Origin of the sequence: Photorhabdus hainanensis (assembly GCF_018448965.1) — a bacterium.
Taxonomy (GTDB): domain Bacteria; phylum Pseudomonadota; class Gammaproteobacteria; order Enterobacterales; family Enterobacteriaceae; genus Photorhabdus; species Photorhabdus akhurstii.
In genome coordinates, this window is the sequence record NZ_RCWD01000013.1 from 14594 (window position 1) to 33295 (window position 18702).

Annotated in this window: 14 protein-coding genes; 3 read left to right on the forward strand and 11 right to left on the reverse strand. The window is 41.8% G+C overall.

Annotated elements, in window-relative coordinates; translation table 11 throughout:
* Position 1: 1 nt before the first annotated feature.
* The 3 genes from EAE92_RS09910 to EAE92_RS09920 all read right to left on the reverse strand — a co-directional run bounded on the left by EAE92_RS09910 (position 2) and on the right by EAE92_RS09920 (position 6517).
* Positions 2-3298 (reverse strand): non-ribosomal peptide synthetase, encoded by a 3297-nt coding sequence (locus EAE92_RS09910; RefSeq protein ID WP_214067966.1) that lies wholly within the window; start codon positions 3296-3298, stop codon positions 2-4.
* Positions 3299-3412: 114 nt separating this feature from the next.
* A complete protein-coding gene (locus tag EAE92_RS09915; RefSeq protein WP_214067967.1) occupies positions 3413-5005 on the reverse strand; it encodes a beta-ketoacyl reductase in 1593 nt (530 codons plus the stop codon).
* A 141-nt stretch (positions 5006-5146) separates the two neighbouring features.
* Positions 5147-6517 carry a condensation domain-containing protein gene (locus EAE92_RS09920; RefSeq protein WP_214067968.1) on the reverse strand — a complete coding sequence of 457 codons (1371 nt, stop codon included), beginning with the start codon at positions 6515-6517 and terminating at the stop codon, positions 5147-5149.
* Between the two features lie 559 nt (positions 6518-7076).
* On the opposite strand from EAE92_RS09920, the gene EAE92_RS25375 reads away from it, so the two are divergent.
* The 3 genes from EAE92_RS25375 to EAE92_RS09940 all read left to right on the forward strand — a co-directional run bounded on the left by EAE92_RS25375 (position 7077) and on the right by EAE92_RS09940 (position 8386).
* Positions 7077-7247, forward strand: coding sequence for a Tn3 family transposase (locus tag EAE92_RS25375; RefSeq protein WP_422616052.1), 171 nt, complete (start codon positions 7077-7079; stop codon positions 7245-7247).
* A 117-nt stretch (positions 7248-7364) separates the two neighbouring features.
* On the forward strand, positions 7365-7511 hold the full coding sequence (locus tag EAE92_RS09930) for an Hcp family type VI secretion system effector (protein WP_214067969.1): 147 nt from the start codon (positions 7365-7367) through the stop codon (positions 7509-7511).
* 272 nt (positions 7512-7783) lie between these two features.
* A complete protein-coding gene (locus EAE92_RS09940; RefSeq protein WP_214067970.1) occupies positions 7784-8386 on the forward strand; it encodes a hypothetical protein in 603 nt (200 codons plus the stop codon).
* Here the strand turns inward: EAE92_RS09940 and EAE92_RS09945 are convergent.
* From EAE92_RS09945 to EAE92_RS09980, 8 genes are all read right to left on the reverse strand, one after another.
* Positions 8361-9266, reverse strand: a complete 906-nt coding sequence (locus EAE92_RS09945) for a DUF4225 domain-containing protein (protein ID WP_214067971.1) — start codon at positions 9264-9266, stop codon at positions 8361-8363. The genes EAE92_RS09940 and EAE92_RS09945 overlap by 26 nt on opposite strands.
* 14 nt (positions 9267-9280) lie before the next feature.
* Positions 9281-9712, reverse strand: coding sequence for an Hcp family type VI secretion system effector (locus EAE92_RS09950; protein WP_236548224.1), 432 nt, complete (start codon positions 9710-9712; stop codon positions 9281-9283).
* Positions 9713-10091: 379 nt separating this feature from the next.
* Complete coding sequence (locus EAE92_RS09955) at positions 10092-11606, reverse strand: MFS transporter (RefSeq protein ID WP_214067972.1); 1515 nt, start codon at positions 11604-11606, stop codon at positions 10092-10094.
* Positions 11607-11778: 172 nt separating this feature from the next.
* Positions 11779-12384: a DUF1062 domain-containing protein gene (locus EAE92_RS09960; protein WP_036808733.1), complete on the reverse strand. Its 606-nt coding sequence runs from the start codon at positions 12382-12384 to the stop codon at positions 11779-11781.
* Positions 12385-12987: 603 nt separating this feature from the next.
* Positions 12988-14286, reverse strand: coding sequence for a type II toxin-antitoxin system HipA family toxin (locus EAE92_RS09965; protein ID WP_214067973.1), 1299 nt, complete (start codon positions 14284-14286; stop codon positions 12988-12990).
* A gap of 3 nt (positions 14287-14289) precedes the next feature.
* Positions 14290-14541 (reverse strand): helix-turn-helix domain-containing protein, encoded by a 252-nt coding sequence (locus EAE92_RS09970; protein ID WP_046395246.1) that lies wholly within the window; start codon positions 14539-14541, stop codon positions 14290-14292.
* A 216-nt stretch (positions 14542-14757) separates the two neighbouring features.
* A complete protein-coding gene (locus EAE92_RS09975; RefSeq protein ID WP_214067974.1) occupies positions 14758-15537 on the reverse strand; it encodes a ribonuclease T2 family protein in 780 nt (259 codons plus the stop codon).
* Between the two features lie 87 nt (positions 15538-15624).
* Positions 15625-17580 (reverse strand): bifunctional 2',3'-cyclic-nucleotide 2'-phosphodiesterase/3'-nucleotidase, encoded by a 1956-nt coding sequence (locus tag EAE92_RS09980; protein ID WP_214067975.1) that lies wholly within the window; start codon positions 17578-17580, stop codon positions 15625-15627.
* Positions 17581-18702: the final 1122 nt, after the last annotated feature.

The following is an 18702-nucleotide window of genomic DNA, read 5'->3' on the forward strand; positions in this document are numbered from 1 at the left end:
CTTATTCCCCTTTCAGCAAGTGAGTTTGTTTCTCTTTCAACGCTTTTCTTGCATTCAACGTTTTCTGACGTCGTGTTTGGGTTGATTTATCCGCAACTTCTACCGGTGTCACCGATTGCAGAGGGCTTAGAAAATAATTAGCCAACTTTCGAATGGTTGGAAAACGGAACAAATCTGCAAGCGCCAAAGCGCCACATCCCGGTAATTGAACAAGTTGTGCATGGATTTTCGTCAGTGCCAGTGAAGTACCGCCGATATTAAAAAATGCGTCATCCAGCCCGACGGTTGATCTTCCCAACACGTCACACCAAATTCTCGAAATTTCAGCGAAAATCGAATCAGCAGGTAACACAGGCGCCGGTCTCAACGAACTGATATCGGTCAATTGTCCCGCTTTAATCAAGCCATTTAATGCTTTTCTGTCGATTTTGTTGTGAGCATTACGCGGCAATTCATCAGCCAACATAATCCTGCCAGGCAACATGTAGATGGGAAGATAAGCCTTGAGATGCTCACGAATAGCGGACTCTTCGGGAAGGTTATCCTTACTGACAGGGACGAATATTGCGACTAAACGATCTAACCCGTCGTGAGATTCAATAATAACGGCGGCGTCCGCAATAGCGTGATGGCGATTGAGGCAATCCTCAATCTCAGCAATTTCAATTCGATAGCCCGAAACTTTTACCTGATCATCCACGCGGCCGCAAAAATGGATTCGTTCCCCATCCCAATAGGCTAAATCACCGGTTTTATAGATACGTCCATGATGAATATAGGGATCGGCAATGAAACGTTGATCAGTTAACTGTTCAAGACCAACATAACCACGGGCAACGCCACGACCGCCAATGTAAATTTCGCCAACCTCACCTATCGGGGGTGTTTGCCCCGCAGGAGTTAAAAGATAGACCGTTGCGAAGTTTAACGGCTTGCCAATGGGGATCACATTGTAGCCAGTCAGCTCTGCCGTTACTTTCTCCACGGTGGTGTAAATTGTTGCCTCCGCCGGGCCATACATATTCCACAATGTCCACTGTTCATCCAAATAGGGCCGAATCGTGGCACTGAGTAGCGCTTCACCACAAATTACCCAATGCTTTATCGCATAAGCCCTTGGCCGAGCCTGAAACTCAGATAACAGACTTTTCAAACTGGATGGCGTTTGGGTGATAATCGTTACCTGCTCTGCCGCGATCAGATCCAGCAACTTGTCAGGTTGGTTGCGCATATCATCGGGCACAATGACTAAAACCCCACCGGAACACAGAGCGCCCCAAATTTCCCACACAGATAAGTCAAAGCTGGCTGCATGGAACCACGTCCACACTTCGCCTGGCGTGGGGGCTAAATATTCGTCCATTGCGTTAAAACAGGAAACAACACTGTTGTGTTCAACATCAATGCCTTTGGGGATTCCAGTGGAGCCAGAAGTGAAGACGCTGTATGCGATTGAAGAAGGCGTGCAATGATCAAATGTACAGTGATCAGGTGTACTGTGATCAACTCGCCCTGTCGCAATGGTCATCAGCTTAGCTGTACACCCGTTATCTGAGTCAACATCAGCGTTAACAACGATAACCTTCATCTCTGATTGTTCGACAATCTGCGCCAGACGGTTCTGCGGCAATCTGGGATCTAACGGTACGTATCCCGCGCCCGCACGCATAATAGCAAGCATTGCCACCACCGCTTTCGGTGAAGGCAACAATGCAATCCCGACGCGATCGCCGGGCACAACCCCATTTTGTCTAAGCTGAACAGCGACCTCCAGCGACCAACGCTGCAAATCCAAATAAGTTAATGTATCGGCGCCATAACGAATCGCTATTGACGCCGCTTGTTGCGTCACCCGTTGATCAAACAGCGAAACGAGGGTTTGGTTTGATACTTCTGGAAGAACGCCAGCATTAATCGGGCCTGATGGCAGATTGTAATCCTCTGATTCTGGCGCCAACAGAGTATTCATCTCTTCATCAGGATTTGCCATCAACATCTCAAGCACTTGCTCGAAGCGCTCTGCGAATATCCGAAGGCCCAAATGTGAGAAAAAATGTTTATCCGCTTTAAACTCACATCTTAAGTGGGAACCGGCATCCACAAAAAACAGGTCAATATCAAGCTGGCCTTCCTGCTGACAAACCCTGAATGGGGAAATAGTCTGTCCCGCCCATGATGCCTGAACAGAATCGTCAGCCATCTCCAGCGCAGCCCAACGCGATTGCCCCACCTGCCCTAACATATTCACCGCTGTCTGAAACAATGGATTACGATCATCATATCGTTCCACAGCCAGGTGTTCGACCATTTGGCTGAGACAAAAATTTCGATTATCAAGGGCCGATAACAATCGCTCCTTCGCTGCCAATAGGAAGTGGTTAAATGTCTGTTCGACGGATAAACGTATGGGCAATACATTAAACAAACAGCCGACAATGTGCTGATGAACCGAGTGACGCATCGATACCGGCACCCCCATAACGATATCGGCAGCTTTTGTCTCTCTGGCAATGTAAACACTCCATGCGGCTAACATGACCGTGAAGACCGATCCACCTATTCCTGAAGCAAGCCGCTTGATTTTTTGGGTTGTCTCTTCACCAATGCTAAACAGAATGGATGACTTGTCATTAGTGCCTTTACGCCAAAAACTATCCCATTGCAACACGGCTGGCGGCTGCTTTAAACATTCACTCCAATAAGCTTTCGACTCCTCCGCCGCTTCACTTTGGTAATACTCTCGTTCTTTGACGGCATAATCCTTAAAATCCTCTGCGGGCGGCAACCAGGAATCATCATCTTCGCCAAGTTCAGCCAGATAATAGTGTTCAAGCTGATCCCACATCAGCCCCAGTGAAGTAAAATCCGACACAATATGGTGAACACACATATGTAAAACGTATTCTTCCGCACCGACGACGTAGATACCAAAACGCAGACACGACGCTTTTTCTAATTGAAAAGGGATGGAATGAAAGTTCTGAACCGCATCCTCAAGCGCCTCCTGGCTCAAGTTCGTTGTATCGAAAACCTCCAATGCCGGCGGTAAGTGTTCGTTAATGACCAACCTTGGTTCGCCATTCACATTAACGAAAGTACTTCTCAGGGTGGCATTCTTAGAAACAAGCCGGTTGACCGCGTAACGAAAAGCATCAATTTGAAACGATCCGTGAATACGGAATGCCATGGAAATATTATATTTGGAATCGCCAGGGGTATAGTTGTCAATGAACCATAAGGCTCTTTGTTGCATGGACAGCAATTCTTCATCACTAATCTGTGAGTAATCTTTATACATAACGTGTCAAGCTCCATAAATACTTAAACAGTATCCCTACCCTCTGGCTAAGCCAGCCTCGTTACGGAGAGGGCAAAGTTTGTGCTTGGTGTTACTCCATCAATCAACGGCTCGTCAGAAATAGCGTTTCAACTTTTCAACCAGCTCAGAAATGCTACAGTCGTCAAAAAAGACGGACATGGGGACTAATTTCCCAATGATCCCACGCAACCGCTGAGCAATCGTCACCGCCGACATGGAGTCCATATCAATTTCACTCAATTTCGTGTCGGCAGTCACGTTTCCTCCTGCAACCAATTTTTTCAGCTCTTCTATCACTATTTCAGTCATCGCCTGACGTTGCTCTTCATGAGAAGGTTTTTCAGGCGTGACCATAGCATTATCACTTTGCGTAGAACTGAAAGCGGACTCTATATCATTCACCGGCTCTTGCTGGTAAATCAGCCGCTCCAGAGCAACCTGACTAAAGTTTCCAGCAATCAGCCCGGCATAAGGAGCAATATCCGCTCTAATGACGGTATCCATGACATTTTTAATATTCCCCCCAGGCTGCCATGCGATCGCCATGCCTGATAACCCAGTCGCGGCCCGATATCTCATCAAGGCATCCACGAATGCGTTCGCGGCAGTACATGCCCCCTGACCTGCAACGCCAATAATCTCTGACAGTGAAGAAAATGTCATGAATCCATCCAGGTTTAACCCTTGAGTTGCCAGATGTAGGTTCCAGCTTCCCGCTATTTTCTGGCGGAAAACTTTTTCAACCGAACGGCTGTTTAACGTGGTAAGCAGTGCGTCTTCAACAACGCTTGCCAAATGGTAGATCCCCCGTAAAGGGTGCCCCGTTCTATCGATACGTCGCAACACCGCTTTGACGTCCTCGATATCGGCTACATCACCTTGGAACAAACGGAGATTGCAACCCTGTGCTTTTCGCTGTTCAGACTCAGTAATTAAATTAGCTGGCGGAGCGGAGTGCCCCATCAACGTGACGTGCCTTGCTCCGGCCGCAAACAGACTATCCGCCAGCATACGCCCGGTATCGCCAAACCCGCCGGTGATAAGATAGTTTGCATTCTGTTTTATCTCCGTCTTTTCTTGGCTAACCGCTAGCGGTCCAACCTGACGCTGCCAAATACATTGATCATGAATGAGAAACTCTCTCTGTTGATGCTGATTTGCCATGATGGCAAGAACCGATGTTATCTCTTCGTTCCCAACCTGTTTAACCGGCAAATCAATCAAGCCAACGTCAACAGAGGAATACTCTTTCGCAATGACCCAACCTAATCCCCATAAACTACTACCAGACAATACTGTATTAAATTGCTCGCCAGACCCCTGCACACCTTGGGTAAGGACCCAAAGCCGCGGTTTTGCATCGTGATGGCGCTCAGCAACTTTATTAGCAATAAGGCGTAAACTTTCGAACTCACGTAATTCATTAGCCACAATATCCGCAGCGTTCAAGAATTCTTCGTGGCTAGCCAAATAGATCAGGGTGCCCGTGTCCCCTATTGAGTCAATTTGGGAGGCAGGATCTGCTCTAAGATCAATATCAACGACATCTATGCCTTTCGCCTCAATCAATTCCTTCACCCGGTGAGTAAAAGCGGTGTTTCTGCTAATGACAGTACATTGAGTTAATAACGGAGCTTCGGGCAATACGATATTACGTTTCACCCAATCCAGATTGAATAGTTGCATGCCACTCTTCTCCAAACCACGAAACAAAACATCACACGTGTAGCCCGTTTAAGCTGCACATTATCAAAACGCATCGGGCTTTCGTCCCCTATGCGTCAAATTTTACGCCCATAAAAGGCGAAAAAACGGTGAGATATGCTATTAATAACCAGAGAAAAACGGCTGTTCAATTCCAAGTTCTCCAATCATTTCTAACCAAAGATCCATTAAACGAGGTGGTAAAATCTGTAGATGGCAATCTGGCCTGGAAGAAATAGTGACTTCCATCATATCGGCATAGATCTCTATATCCATGCTCAATGGTATCTCTTGCGCATCTTCATCGGGTTTCCCAATACGTATTTTTTCAGGCGACAGTTCATAGCCAATAACATTGGGAGACCGTCGTTGATCACCAACGAAATTGAAAGAAATTGCAGGAAGTTCAGGCCATCCAAAGATGGAGTTAGGTACAAAGTAAGTCGCAGCATAATCCGCCGCTTTTTCCATCGCGTTATTGAACTCTTGTACCGCGTGCTGGAGAGTGCTATCCAACGATGGCTCTGGATCAATATTAAACTTAACTGTGATTGGAAATGATACTGACCCGACAAGATTAGCCACCGAGGTTTCCCAATATCCCACAAAATGAGGACTGACCCACAACAGCATATTCAGGCTGCCCTTCCCAAAAACAGCCGCCAGCGCCTTTAACCAACTACCTAACAATAAATCCGCAACACTGACGCGATGTCGTTTAGCCAAAAGGCGTATCCTATTTAAAGCTTCGCCATCAAGCTGCCTGATTTCTGTGACGGCTTCAGACAATCTGCTAATGGGGAGTGACTCAACACTTCGCCCACCGAGAATATTCAGGGTAGGTTGTTCAACTTGTTGTTCATCATCAGGGATAACAGCTTTTACGATTTGCCGATGTCGTTCATACAACTCAGCACAAAATTGCTCGTAATTTGTGGCACTCTCAAGGGTAAGGGGCTGACCACTCACTGACATTCTGTATGCCTTTGAAAGATCTCGCCATAAGATCCGGCTGGAAATACCGTCACAAACTAAGTGATTGAATATCAATACCAATCTTTGATCACGGGCACAATTGCCATCAAACAGGCAGTAACGCAATAACGGCGGATTTGCCAAATTCATGGCGGCCCTAACCTCAGCAATGTAGTTTGATATTAAGCGTCGGCGATCACATGGACTATCGGCTGGCTCTCTGACTTCAAAAGCTTGATGCAATAATTCACTGTCAGGCGGCACGAAATCCATCTTCATATCCATCCCGCTACCGATAAACCGTGCTCTCAGAATAGAATACTTATTCAATAAATATTCAATCGCTACCTTGAGGTGTGCCGGCTCCAATCGCTCCAAGGGCATTAATACTTCACCGACACATAATTGATCAACTCTCAGCGAATATCGCAAATCATATAATTGCCCTAATTGAACACGCATAATATTCACCTTTCCATTGCAAGCCCGACGGGCAGAAACGAAATGTGCAGATTCCATACTCTATCTGCATATAAACTAGTCGAATAACACAGCGTTTACTTTTGACTACCAGAGAAAGCGAACATGCAGAGTAAAAAAACGGGAATTGATAACCCGGTTACCCCACATGGAATGATAATTTGCGTCATTTATTAAGGTACTAAAAATACAGTGACGATTTTAAAAGTAGCAATAAAAAAGGAAACCTCCACGAATCAATCCAGATATTTGAGCTGGACCAAAATAATTAATCCATTATTACTATTAAATAAGTAATCCGGTTAACGTTTTGCTTTAACCATATCTTCACTTTCCGGCTTTTATGAATGCAATAGTTATATAAAATCAACGTGATACTTTCGGCATGGAGATATTAGATTTACTCCGTTATATTTTCCGTTTCTCGTATTAAGTGCCAGACGGTTGTGCCCGGTTCAAGTTGTTCACACAGAAAGTCCAACCAGGCCATACCGGGTCATGCCCTCTTGTTCTTTTAGGCACACTGGTCTGACTTGTGGAAGCTATCACCTCTAGTGTTATTTGCTGCCAGCCCGCCTAGCTTACAAACTCACTTCGGATGGTAAACAGCAGGTCAAGGAGATCTGTGATAAAGCGGGACTCCATCGTCAAGAGCACTCATGTCCTCAATCTGATTGACGATATGGCACTCAGAAAAGCGATCCGAAGTGCCCGAAACCGCACAGAAGCCTATCATCAGCTCCAAAGTAACCAGGTCAGCATTATTTAAATAAATCTAGACATTAATATTTATGTCATACATGATATATCTAACGATGCATCAGTTTTTATTGACTATTTTCAAATAAAGGCTTACTTAGGAATAAGTAACAAAGGAGGACGTGTTATGCAGCATACCACTTACATGGAAATTACAGGGGCAAATCAAGGGTTGTTGTCTAGAAACTGTTCAGACAATGATACCCATAAAGATAAAATACAGGTTAATTACCTTGAGTTATCAAAAGGTATTGATGACTTAAGTTATATATAAACAATAATTTTAGAAAAAATTTAGATAGTTCATCCCCTTTATTACTTAATGCTATTGATAAAAATGAAAATTTAGAATTGACTATTTTTCAATATGTTGATGGAAAAATAGCACATGAATTTAAATTTAAAAATGCGTTTATAGAAAGAATAGATACTAAGTTTTCAGACGACAGTTCTCCTTATGAAAAAATACAAATAAAAATAGCCTGATAACTAACATGGGTGATGGGCGACAGGAAATACTATCGCCCATAAAAAAGAGAGAAAATTATGAAAATGAAAAATAACAACATTTACCTATTAAATAAATTATCACAAAAGGAAAATAAATCCTTAAGAGATGCCTATGAAAGAGAAATGAAATACATAAGGGATGAGACTGAAAAAGAAAATAAATCTTTAAGAAATAAATATGAGAAAAAAATTAAATCTTTAAGAGATAAACAAGAAAAAAAAATCACATCGTTAAACGATGAACATCATGAGGAAAAAATTAAATCGTTAAACGAGGCATATGAGCAGGAAGTTCAATATTTAAACGATTCATATGAGCAGGTAATAAAACTTTCCAACGAGGCATATGAGCAACAAATCAAATCAACAGATAAATATGATGAGTGGCTTAGTGATTTGTTTCGTTGGGATCTACCCACAATAATCACACTCAACTCCATAATCATATTACTTTATTTCGTAAGCATATACGCAAGTAATAACAACCCATATGTAATGTTTTACATTTTTGCATCAATATATTTCGTTGCTATAATCCATATACCCATAGTAATATCATTAGATAAAAAAATTAGTTTCCTTTTATACTTAAAGGCAAAAATAATTTACCTTTTCAGTTATTTTCATCTTTCTCATTAAAAAGATATTTATCTAACAGCAAGTATGCTTTAATTGCCGTATTCCCAGTTTTATAAGTAAGCACCGCTTTATCACTGGTAAACATTTTTCTGTTATAATCACTTTCCATATATTTGAATAACCTAACTCCCCCCTTTTCAGTGAACAATCTATGTAAAAGTGGTACTTTTTCAAGACCACTTTTTGTTTCCACAGGTAAGTTTATAATTCTTTTAGAAGGATTATATTTAGCAAAAGCTGCAAACCCAAAATAAATACCAACGCCAAAGTTTACAGTATCATACGCTAATTCCCCAGAACCCTCATCAGCGCCCAAAAAAGAGAATCCTTCTTCTGTAAAATATTTAATGGGATTTACGGGATTAACTTCACCATCTGTAAATTCATACATGATATTGCTTGCCCCTTCCACTGCGTCGCCAATCCCTGTTACTGTCCCTAAAACTCCCATACCTCTAGACTCCATTTTCTTTACCCTCCCCACCTTCGTGCGAAAAGACATAACTCCAGCTCCGAACTGTACAATGCCTCCAATAATTTTTAACCCATTTTTACCATAAAATAGAAATCCATTTCCTGAATATTCTTGAGTCTTTAAATATGTTTTCCTATCTTTTTTTCTTCCTTGTTCATAACCATACCTTTCCGCATCCAATTCCATTCTTATTTCGGCTATGCATCTTTTTATGTCAGCCCAGTACTCCTGGCGCCCTTGATTATAATTATATAAGGCAATTTGAAAATCACTCCTTATCAATCTAACCACCTGACTAATTTCACGTAAATAGTTATTTTTAAGATCAACATATTCCAACAAATAAGCTGCTGAATATCTGGATATTTTAATTAATTCATCACCATAATAATCAAACTGTTTCATTGACGGCATTATCATTAGTACACCCTCTCTTCCCATATACTATAGGAGCTAGTCCCGGCAGTCACATGTTCCCACGTAATAGATTTAAATTTAATGGATAGAGATTCTTCTGGTTGTGCGTCATTATGTGTTATAGAGTTTGGACAAAAGAAATTTATATTAACCAAAGATGCCTCGGTTAATTTAACTTTATAATATAATTCAAGCCCACCACTCATCGAAGTTCGATAAAAGAAAAATTCACATGTTAATATTTCATTTGATGTTAACGCTTGTGATAATAAAGGAGAAGATTTATCGATAGGTTTACGTATATCTATAGGTTGAAAATTCACATTTTGATGCATTGATAAATTAGAAGATAATTCATTAACTAATATTTCATCTTCATGACCTTTTTGATATTTATTACCTATAGACTCTATAGTAGAACATCCGCCAGAGATTGAACTCTATTTCTTTCCTTGTAACTTAAGATAAATAATATTCGCCATCACTATACCCCATATAATTTCCTTAAAAAATCATAACATTACAAAAATAACTCAAATAAAACATTAAAAATAAAAAAATTATCTTATCTATAAATTCAGATACCCATGACCCATTATGTTAAACGGACGATTTTAGACACTAAAAATACCCGTTAGGTACGTTAAAAAGCCTCGGTGACAGACTGATTGCAAAAAGTGAAACCAGAATGTCTCAGACGTCATATCCATGAAGCTAAATGAGGAAGGGAGCCAGCAAAAATGCTGGCTCCCTTATTCAACCATTAACTTCTGATTAAGAAACGATGGGTGCAATCAATCCTACTCACCTATTTTACTGATGATGAACCGCAGCATGAGATGCATCACTCAATGAGGAGCGGCGGAAATTGAACCACACCAACGCCGCCATCATCAGGAGAAACAGGGACGCAATGCCCATCACAGAAAAAACAGCATCGTCGAACGCTGACTTAGCGAGGCTGACCAAAGCTTGCCCGGCATCCGGCGCCATATCTTTTGCCGCAGTCAGTGCGCCATCAATACCATCTTTAGCAATATCGTAGACTGGAGAATCCACTGGAATGTCAATGAAATAGCTATAGATGAATGACATAATGCTACCCATGATCGCAATGCCCAATCCACCGCCCAATTCATAGGAAACTTCTTCAACCGACGCCGCCATACCTGCCCGATTTGGCGGCGCTGCCTGCATGATAGTCGTGGATGCAGCGGTCATTGTTGCTCCAAGACACATACCGAGCGCAAAAAAGCAAGCTATCTGCACAGGCAGAGGTGTTGAAAAACTCGCCATGAGCGCCAGTATGGCAATGGCATACATCAACAACGAGGTTATGAGGAATCGCGCACTCCCTAAACGAGGAAGAACCCAACCACTCACCGGGCTTGCAACAATCGCGCCCAATGAGAATGGCAGAAAATATAGCCCGGATTGCAAAGGCGTTAATGACAATACCAGTTGCAAACGCTGGCTTAACACCAAATTAAGGCCCATCAAACAGGCGGAAGCCACCAGCCCGGCGATAACCGCCGATGAGAAAGCCGGGCTTTTGAACAGGCCAAAGTCAATCAACGGATGCACGCTGCGTTTTTGCCGTCGAATAAACAACGCCAGAAAACCTATCGTCAGGGTGAAAGTGACCAATATTGCGATATAGGAAGGCTGCCGTTTGGCAAATTCCTTGATGGCATAGGCGAAGCTTATCAAGACAACCATGATCTGCAATGAGCCAATAAGATCCCACGGATGAGACGAATCTGTTTTCGCCGTTGGGACAAACAACCATGACAGAATGAGTGTCAAAATCACCAAAGGAACGTTGATCAGAAACACTGATCCCCACCAAAAATATTCAAGCAATAAGCCGCCAATCAGCGGGCCTATCGCCGCGCCGCCAGAGGCAACCGCTGTCCAGACCCCAATGGCAAATGATTTCTCATCTTCATCTTCGAATGTCAAAGCGATAATCGACAGTGTGGCAGGCATCATGATTGCCGCCCCAATTCCTAATAACGCTCGAGAAACAACCAACATTTCTGGCGAATAAGAGTAGGCCGCCGCCAAGGATGAGAACCCAAAGATGATGAGACCGTAAACAAACAACCGCTTATGCCCGATGCGATCTCCCAAGGTACCCGCACCTAGCAATAACCCAGAGACGATAAGAGGATAGATATTCACTATCCATAACTTTTCCGTTGTATTCGCCCCCAAACTGTGGGTCAGACTCGGTAACGCGGTATATAACACTGTCATATCGATAGCAACCAGCGATAACGCGACTGAAACAGCAGTGAGCACCCACCATTTCTTTATTGTATTCATTTCATTCATCCATTCTTATACCCGTCATCTTTCAAGTTGCCTCTTTGTTGGCTGCACTCACTCACCCCGGTCACATAGTTATCTATGCTCCCGGGGATTCATTCCTTTGCCGTCGCGATGCATCTTGAAATCCATAGGGTATATATGTCATCTCCAGGAAATTCGGTGTCATCTAGACACAATGACTCTCATACTCTTGCAATAAATCGTTAACGTTAACGCTAAGAGTGATATCGCGTTTCAACTTTTTGTTTAATTCCGTTTCTGTTACCCCCTGAATAGTGCCTTGATCAACAAGTTTAGCCACTCGACTACGTGACAATGCAAGCTTTTTGGTCAGGATTGAGATCAATCTGATAGGAATGGGATATTCAAGCTGTATTGTGATCTCTGCCGCTGGAATTTGAGCAATGTCATGAAGCTCTTTACCTTCGATGATAAAGTCAGGAGCCGCGCCGAGTTCAGCTCTATTCTTTGCCAATACGCGATAATCAAACGCATACCGTCGTATTTCATCTTGATCATTATGCAAAAACCGTTCATACAAATTGCTTTCCAATTTGTTGACATGAATCCTGGAAAAAATATCAATATTCCAAGTGTAATCACACTTTTCGCATTTATAGATACTCCACACATCTAAGACTTTTTTTTGCGCATTAACCCTAAAAGTGCCGGCTGGATAAAACTCCTTTTTTACTTCACAGCCAGGGCAACGTTTCAAAATGGCCTGATAGCCTACAGGCCTTACTAACCAGATAACATTTCTATTTGTCATGATAGATCCAAGTTTAAATTGGTTGAGTTAGTTACTAGTTACGGCTAAATTGGTCAATTTCAGATCTGATTTTGATGATATTCTATAACATCAGATCTTGAAACCCTTTATCAATTCGTTGCTTAGATGGCAAAGAGACAGAAGACAGAAGACAGAAGACAGAAGACAGAAGACAGAAGACAGAAGACAGAAGAGCTTGACGTGAATTTATAAGACTGCAAGCAATGTTTTTTCGAAGGCGTTCTGAATTCTGCATCAGACGCCGTTCATTTCGGGATATCAGCGCCATAATAGGCATAATTCGATCCGGTTAGTGTTATGTGTTGATTTAACGATTGCCCAAACCGTTCAAACCGAATTGAGTTCCTTCAAAGAGGTAGACTATTTTGCCGAGCTATTTAATATCCTTGGATTCAATTAATACGTTCCGCTATTTTTTTCATAAAAAAACATCAAGAAAGGGAAAAAGAATGGAACCCCAAAAAACAGAAATTAAAAGATTAATATTGCACCCTCTAGAAAGAGTAAGAATTACATACAAATTCAAGACACATTCAATTGTTCGTTATCTTACAGTGGCACACCACCTTTCCAGTAACTGATTTATCCAACACGGAGTTTTTTAGCCTGCTTATCAAGCCCCTCAAAGATTGGACCGCTAATGTGACTAGGGAAGTCTTTGGGTAATTCACGCGCAACTTGGTCGATTACAGCTCCTGACATTTCCCCCATCCGCGTCATCAGACTTTCTGCTGTCTCAGTAGAAAATCCAACGTGTTGAGCGGTAGATAAAAAATGACGTGGCTGGATATACGCCCAATTATATTGGCGATTCTTTCCTCGTAATGCCATTGCCATTTTGGCCTTCTTCGGTGCTATCCCTTTCGTCGCAAAAATAGGGTAAGCCGACAACACATCGTAAAGTGGTGTCATCTTGTACGCTGATTCAGGCTGAATGAACATACTGAAATTTTTGCCATGACCATCAATCGCCGCCAACAGCCAGAATAGGATCTGAGACTTGAAGAACGTTTCTCTGTCCTGAGTTGGTTGTAGAGAACCGAGCAACAGCTTCATGGCGTCTGCAATGCCAGGTCCACCATCCGACTCATATTTGAGTGCCGAAGCAATACCTAAAGCCTGGCAAAGGTCTTCCTGTGGAAGACGCATTAGCCAATTCCCATCAGATGACCATCGGCGATCGAAGCGTTCAACAATCAATACTTTCAGCTTTCCGAAGGTTGCCAATTCGGCATTAGCTACAGGGAGGCCAAATGCCTTAGCAATCTTTAGGCAAAGCCATTCGTTTTCACAGCTTTCTCTAAGATCAATATTGTTTTGCTCTATCCGACCAATTGGCAGTTTGAAGATATGGCTTGTGGGTGTACTTCCTTGGGGGCGTTGCCAGCATTCCTGATGCCAGAGAAGCGCGGTTTTTTCTTGAGCTCCGGCTAATGAGATCCTGAAATCATCTCGCTCTGTCATTCCCAACGGGAAGCTTTGATACCCTTCTAGCAGCTCGATAATAGCATCATCATTGAGCGGTTCACCAACCATATCACTGACGGGAGGGATGTCCGCTCCTTCTGGATAAAGCTGAATGGCCCCTACACAGTCCCTTCCCACACTAGCCAATAGATCAAAAGGATGCTTGCTTTGTATCTTGAACCGAGCCTGTATCCTGGCAATAACCGCATCAGAATCTGGTAATAAGTTATCGAAGAAATTAAATACCTCTTTGCCTCTATGCCGTTGGGTGCTAAGAGGGATTGAAAGTGAAATGGCACGAGCGCCATTCAGGAGCAACCACTCATCTTTGTACTGAAATGACATCGCACCAGTGCCATCACGAAATAGCGTTCCTACCTCAAAACTATTAAGCGCAACCGTCAACGCCTTCATCGATTACCACTCCTCTTTCCAACCGGTGCTCGTTCTTTGTGAATTCCCGCGCTCTGATACATGGAGCTCCAGTTCCAACGCGGAGAGTAACTTGAACAAGGTTTCTATCTTACTGCCCTCTGGATACTTCTCGAATCCCGATACAGTGCTCTGTTTAATACCGACCCGATCAGCCGTTTCCCGCTGAGTCAATTTGCTTTTTTTGCGGGCCTCTCTCATTGCGAGTGCGAGCATTGCTGGTGATGTGATCTTCATAATTATCCCCTATGACGGATAAATACAAAATATACCCTGTAGAGGATAAATTCAAGTTTATCCCCTATAAAGGATAAGAAAAAAATATCCCCTGAAAGGGATATATCGACTATAGTAAGAAGAAAGGAAACCTGTAAAAAGAAGAGAAACCTGACCTACGCAACCGCAGGTCAGGCATATCACTGTGATCTTCCTGTATAGAAAAGAAAACAATCATTACTCACGCTTTGGACAATCAATCACGTCGAAATTTTTGCTGTAGCAAATGTACAATTCATCACGATTGATCTGAACGGTTTTTCCCTTCAATGATGGGTTATTTTTCTGGAGGAACTTAATTAACTGTTCATTAGATGGACGATTACTCGGCAACACCAACTCATCGAACAGCTCCTGCTGTTTACTGAAAAATTGCTCTGGCGTTGCAAACGCGCAAACACCATGTTTTTCCCACTCGCCTTGCAACAGATCTGCTCCGGGGGAAGCGCATAGATAAGGTTCAATCACCTGATAATCCAGTTGTGGCAAATCCCCTTTGCAAAGACGTGGATGTTTGCGAACATCAGACCAATCACGGCACTGCGCCATTGATTTACCGTTGCAGGTTTGCGCCCATAAGCCGTGAATGACCCAACTAAATTTGTTTTCGGAGAAACATTGCAATTTAAATTTTTCATATTCACGCCGCGCCTCAGCAAGTTTGTTACTACTTTTCAGTTGGTTAATATTCTTTTCTTTGCCCTTACAAAATGCTGGAGAATAACTAATAGCCAGTTTGAAATAATCTGTCGATGCGGTTGCATTCTGACCATAACGGTCATTTTTGGCAACGAAGTCATAATCTTTCGGCGGAGTAGCAGGTAAGATACAAGATGCACCCTCTTCCAATGTTGCTCGAAACTCTAACGAGTCAGACACTCCTGTTACTTCTGGTTGTTTCGCACAGCCAACAACCAGTAAAACGACTATTGCTGATAATAAATTAAAAAAACGCATCTTAATTCCTTATGGGAAATGATTTCCCTGTTGATGGTAAGCAAATAAAAACCTGCCCAAATCAGGGCAGGCGTAGGACAGTTAAAATTATTTTTTTTCAGTTAGATCAATTTGATATACCGCAAAACCGATATCATCGTTTGCCAAATATTTCATCGGGTATTGAGAAAATGCTTTGATAAACTTCGCCGCTTTCTCACTTGGAGACGTTTCAAAACGGATGTCCAGTTGCTTATCAGTTTTGATTGGCATAATTGACCAATTATTCTCGGCGTTAGTCTCTACCATCCCTTTCTGTTTAGACATTTTGACAATGTAAGCCGCCAAAATAGCGCGGTTCTCATCCGGTGAAGCGAATGCGATGTGATCTTCGCCTGTGCCGGCAAATTTACCGCCATAGGCACGGTAATTATTGGTAGCAATGAGAAATTTGGCTTGAGGATCGATCGGTTTGCCCTGGTAAGTCAGCTCCTTGATACGGTTCGCCCCTTGATTGATGATCTGGCAATCAACGTCATATTTAGCGGGCTGAGTCAGATCAATCTTATAATTCACACCACTGATCATGTCGAAGTTATAAGTACGGAAGCCGCTCCAGTTCAACAGATACTGTGGTTGAGTTGAATTTGGATCAATCTGGTTATACATACCGGCCGAACACTCCAGCCATTCAATCACATCAGCGCCGGTGACCTTCACAACAGCCAGCGTATTGGAATAGAGATACAAATCTGCGGCATTGCGGAAGGTTAAATCGCCTTTTTCAACTTCAACAAACTCCGCCGGCGCATTTTTACGTCCACCCACTTTGAACGGCGCCGCGGCGGCCAGAACAGGAATATCCGCTAAATCAGGATCACCCTGAATGAAACGCCGAACGTAATCTGCTTGCGCATCATTCACGATTTGCACTGTCGGGTCACTTTGAATCAAAGCCAGATAGCTATACATATTGGCGGAAGCTTTGCCAATAAATTTACCCACAAAGCTCTGTGTTCCCTGATGAGCTTGATCGACAATGTGCGCCAACTCATTATCGCGCTCAACCAGCGCCTTTTTATTCACTTTGTCATAAATCGGGCGCGCTTCCGCTGTCGCCTGCGTCACTTTCCATGTCCCGCCCTGGTTGTCGATAACCATATCAACAACACCTAAATGATCACCCCATTGGCCGGGCATAACGGCCGGAATACCGTTAACCGTACCTTTGGCAACATCAACGCCTTTAATGTCTGCAAATTCTTCACTTGGGAACACCCCGTGCGAGTGACCAAACATAATCGCATCAATGCCTTTAATTTCACTCAGGTAATAAACCGAATTCTCAGCCATTGCCTTATAAGGCTCCTTGGAAAAACCGGAGTGAGGAATAGCAATAATCAAATCTGCCCCCGCTTTTTTCATTTGAGGAACAAATTTTTTCGCGGTTTCAGTAATATCGTTAACGACAACTTTTCCATCCAGATTGACCTTATCCCAGATAACAATCTGCGGCGGTACAAAGCCGATATAGCCGATCTTAATGGTATGGTTTTTACCCTCCCGGTCTTTCACCGGCGTATCAACAATAATATAGGGGGTGAAATAGTTCTTACCGGTTTTCGCATCCATGATGTTGGCATTGATATAGGGGAACTTCGCACCAGCTATGGCTTTTTTCAGATAATCCAAACCAAAATTAAACTCGTGATTACCAAAGTTGCCTACGGTATAACCCATTGTATTCATCAACTGATGTACTGGATGAGATTCCCCGTTTTTAATGCCTTTTGCCGCCATGTAATCCGCTAGTGGGCTACCCTGAATCAAATCACCGTTATCGACCAGAACGGTGTTGGAGGCTTCCGCTTTAGCTGCTTTAATTAAACTCGCTGTGCGTACCAAACCAAATTGTTCCGTAGGCTTATTCTTAAAATAATCAAAGTCAATCAGGTTACTGTGAACATCAGATGTTTCCATTACCCGCAAATCAACTGTTGCAGCATGGACATTACATGCGACCAATAAGGTTAATGTGGAGGCTTTCAACACATTGTTAACCATTTCACACCTCTTTTTTAGGCTAGTTTGAGAGAACCCAAAATCAGCTCTCCCTTAACTGTCAACTTACAAGTACAGACAAGTCCTCGTTTCCAGAACCGTCCGTTTTTTATTTTCATAAGCTGGATTGTCGCTATTTACGTCATCATATGCCGTTCCAACGAACAAACGCAGACTATTGTACTGAGAAATTGGCAAACGTTTATCTCAACCAACAAGATAAATCTGTTTTTTTATAGTCAAGGTCTTTTCATTTTTAACACGTAAAGAGTGGTTCACGCATACCACTCTGCCAGGATCTTTCCCCTCCTTATTAACGCTAACACGATAAAATCTGCTATTTAGCCCCCTTTAACAGGGTTCCATTTCAATTAAGTCAGAATAAAATATCTATAATGCTTCATATTTAATTATTAGCTTTATTTCTGAACAGAAATCTCTCTATTCTGCTTAGTCAGGTAAAATATTCAGGCTAATAAATACCACTCACAACATTACTGTATAAAATAAGATTACTAACGAATTGAAAATATTTTCAAGAAATTAATTATTATCCATATTAGGTCTACTTGTATAAATTCTTACGGCATTTAATTGTAAAATAATTGTTAATTCACATCTAAATAACTGAAAATGTTTAGTTAAAAAGGTTATTTCTTTAACATTTCAATATTTCGATGTAATTTTTCACCATGCAGTCTATTGCAAGTATATAATAAATAAAAACAAAAGTTATTTTCGTGAGAAAATGCACAATTACATCGTTAAACACACAAATAATTACAATTATTTGTGATAATAATCACATTGTCAGGTAACTTTATCTTTTTAATTAAATTTCATTAATTATCTTATTTATGAAAAAATTATTTAACAGATTAAAGATTTAATAATTAGCTTTAATATAAATTCATTTTAACCATAAAATATTAAAAACAATAAAAAATAATATTATTTATTTTACATAAAATTAATCTAAAATTAGCTTTATTATTTTTTATAAATATAAAATATATATAACAGACATGTTAAAAATAAAAAATTCATTCTATGAATTAAACTTTAAATTTAAAAAAACAATATCAAAAACAAACAACAAAATTGAAAATTAAATTTTACAACAAA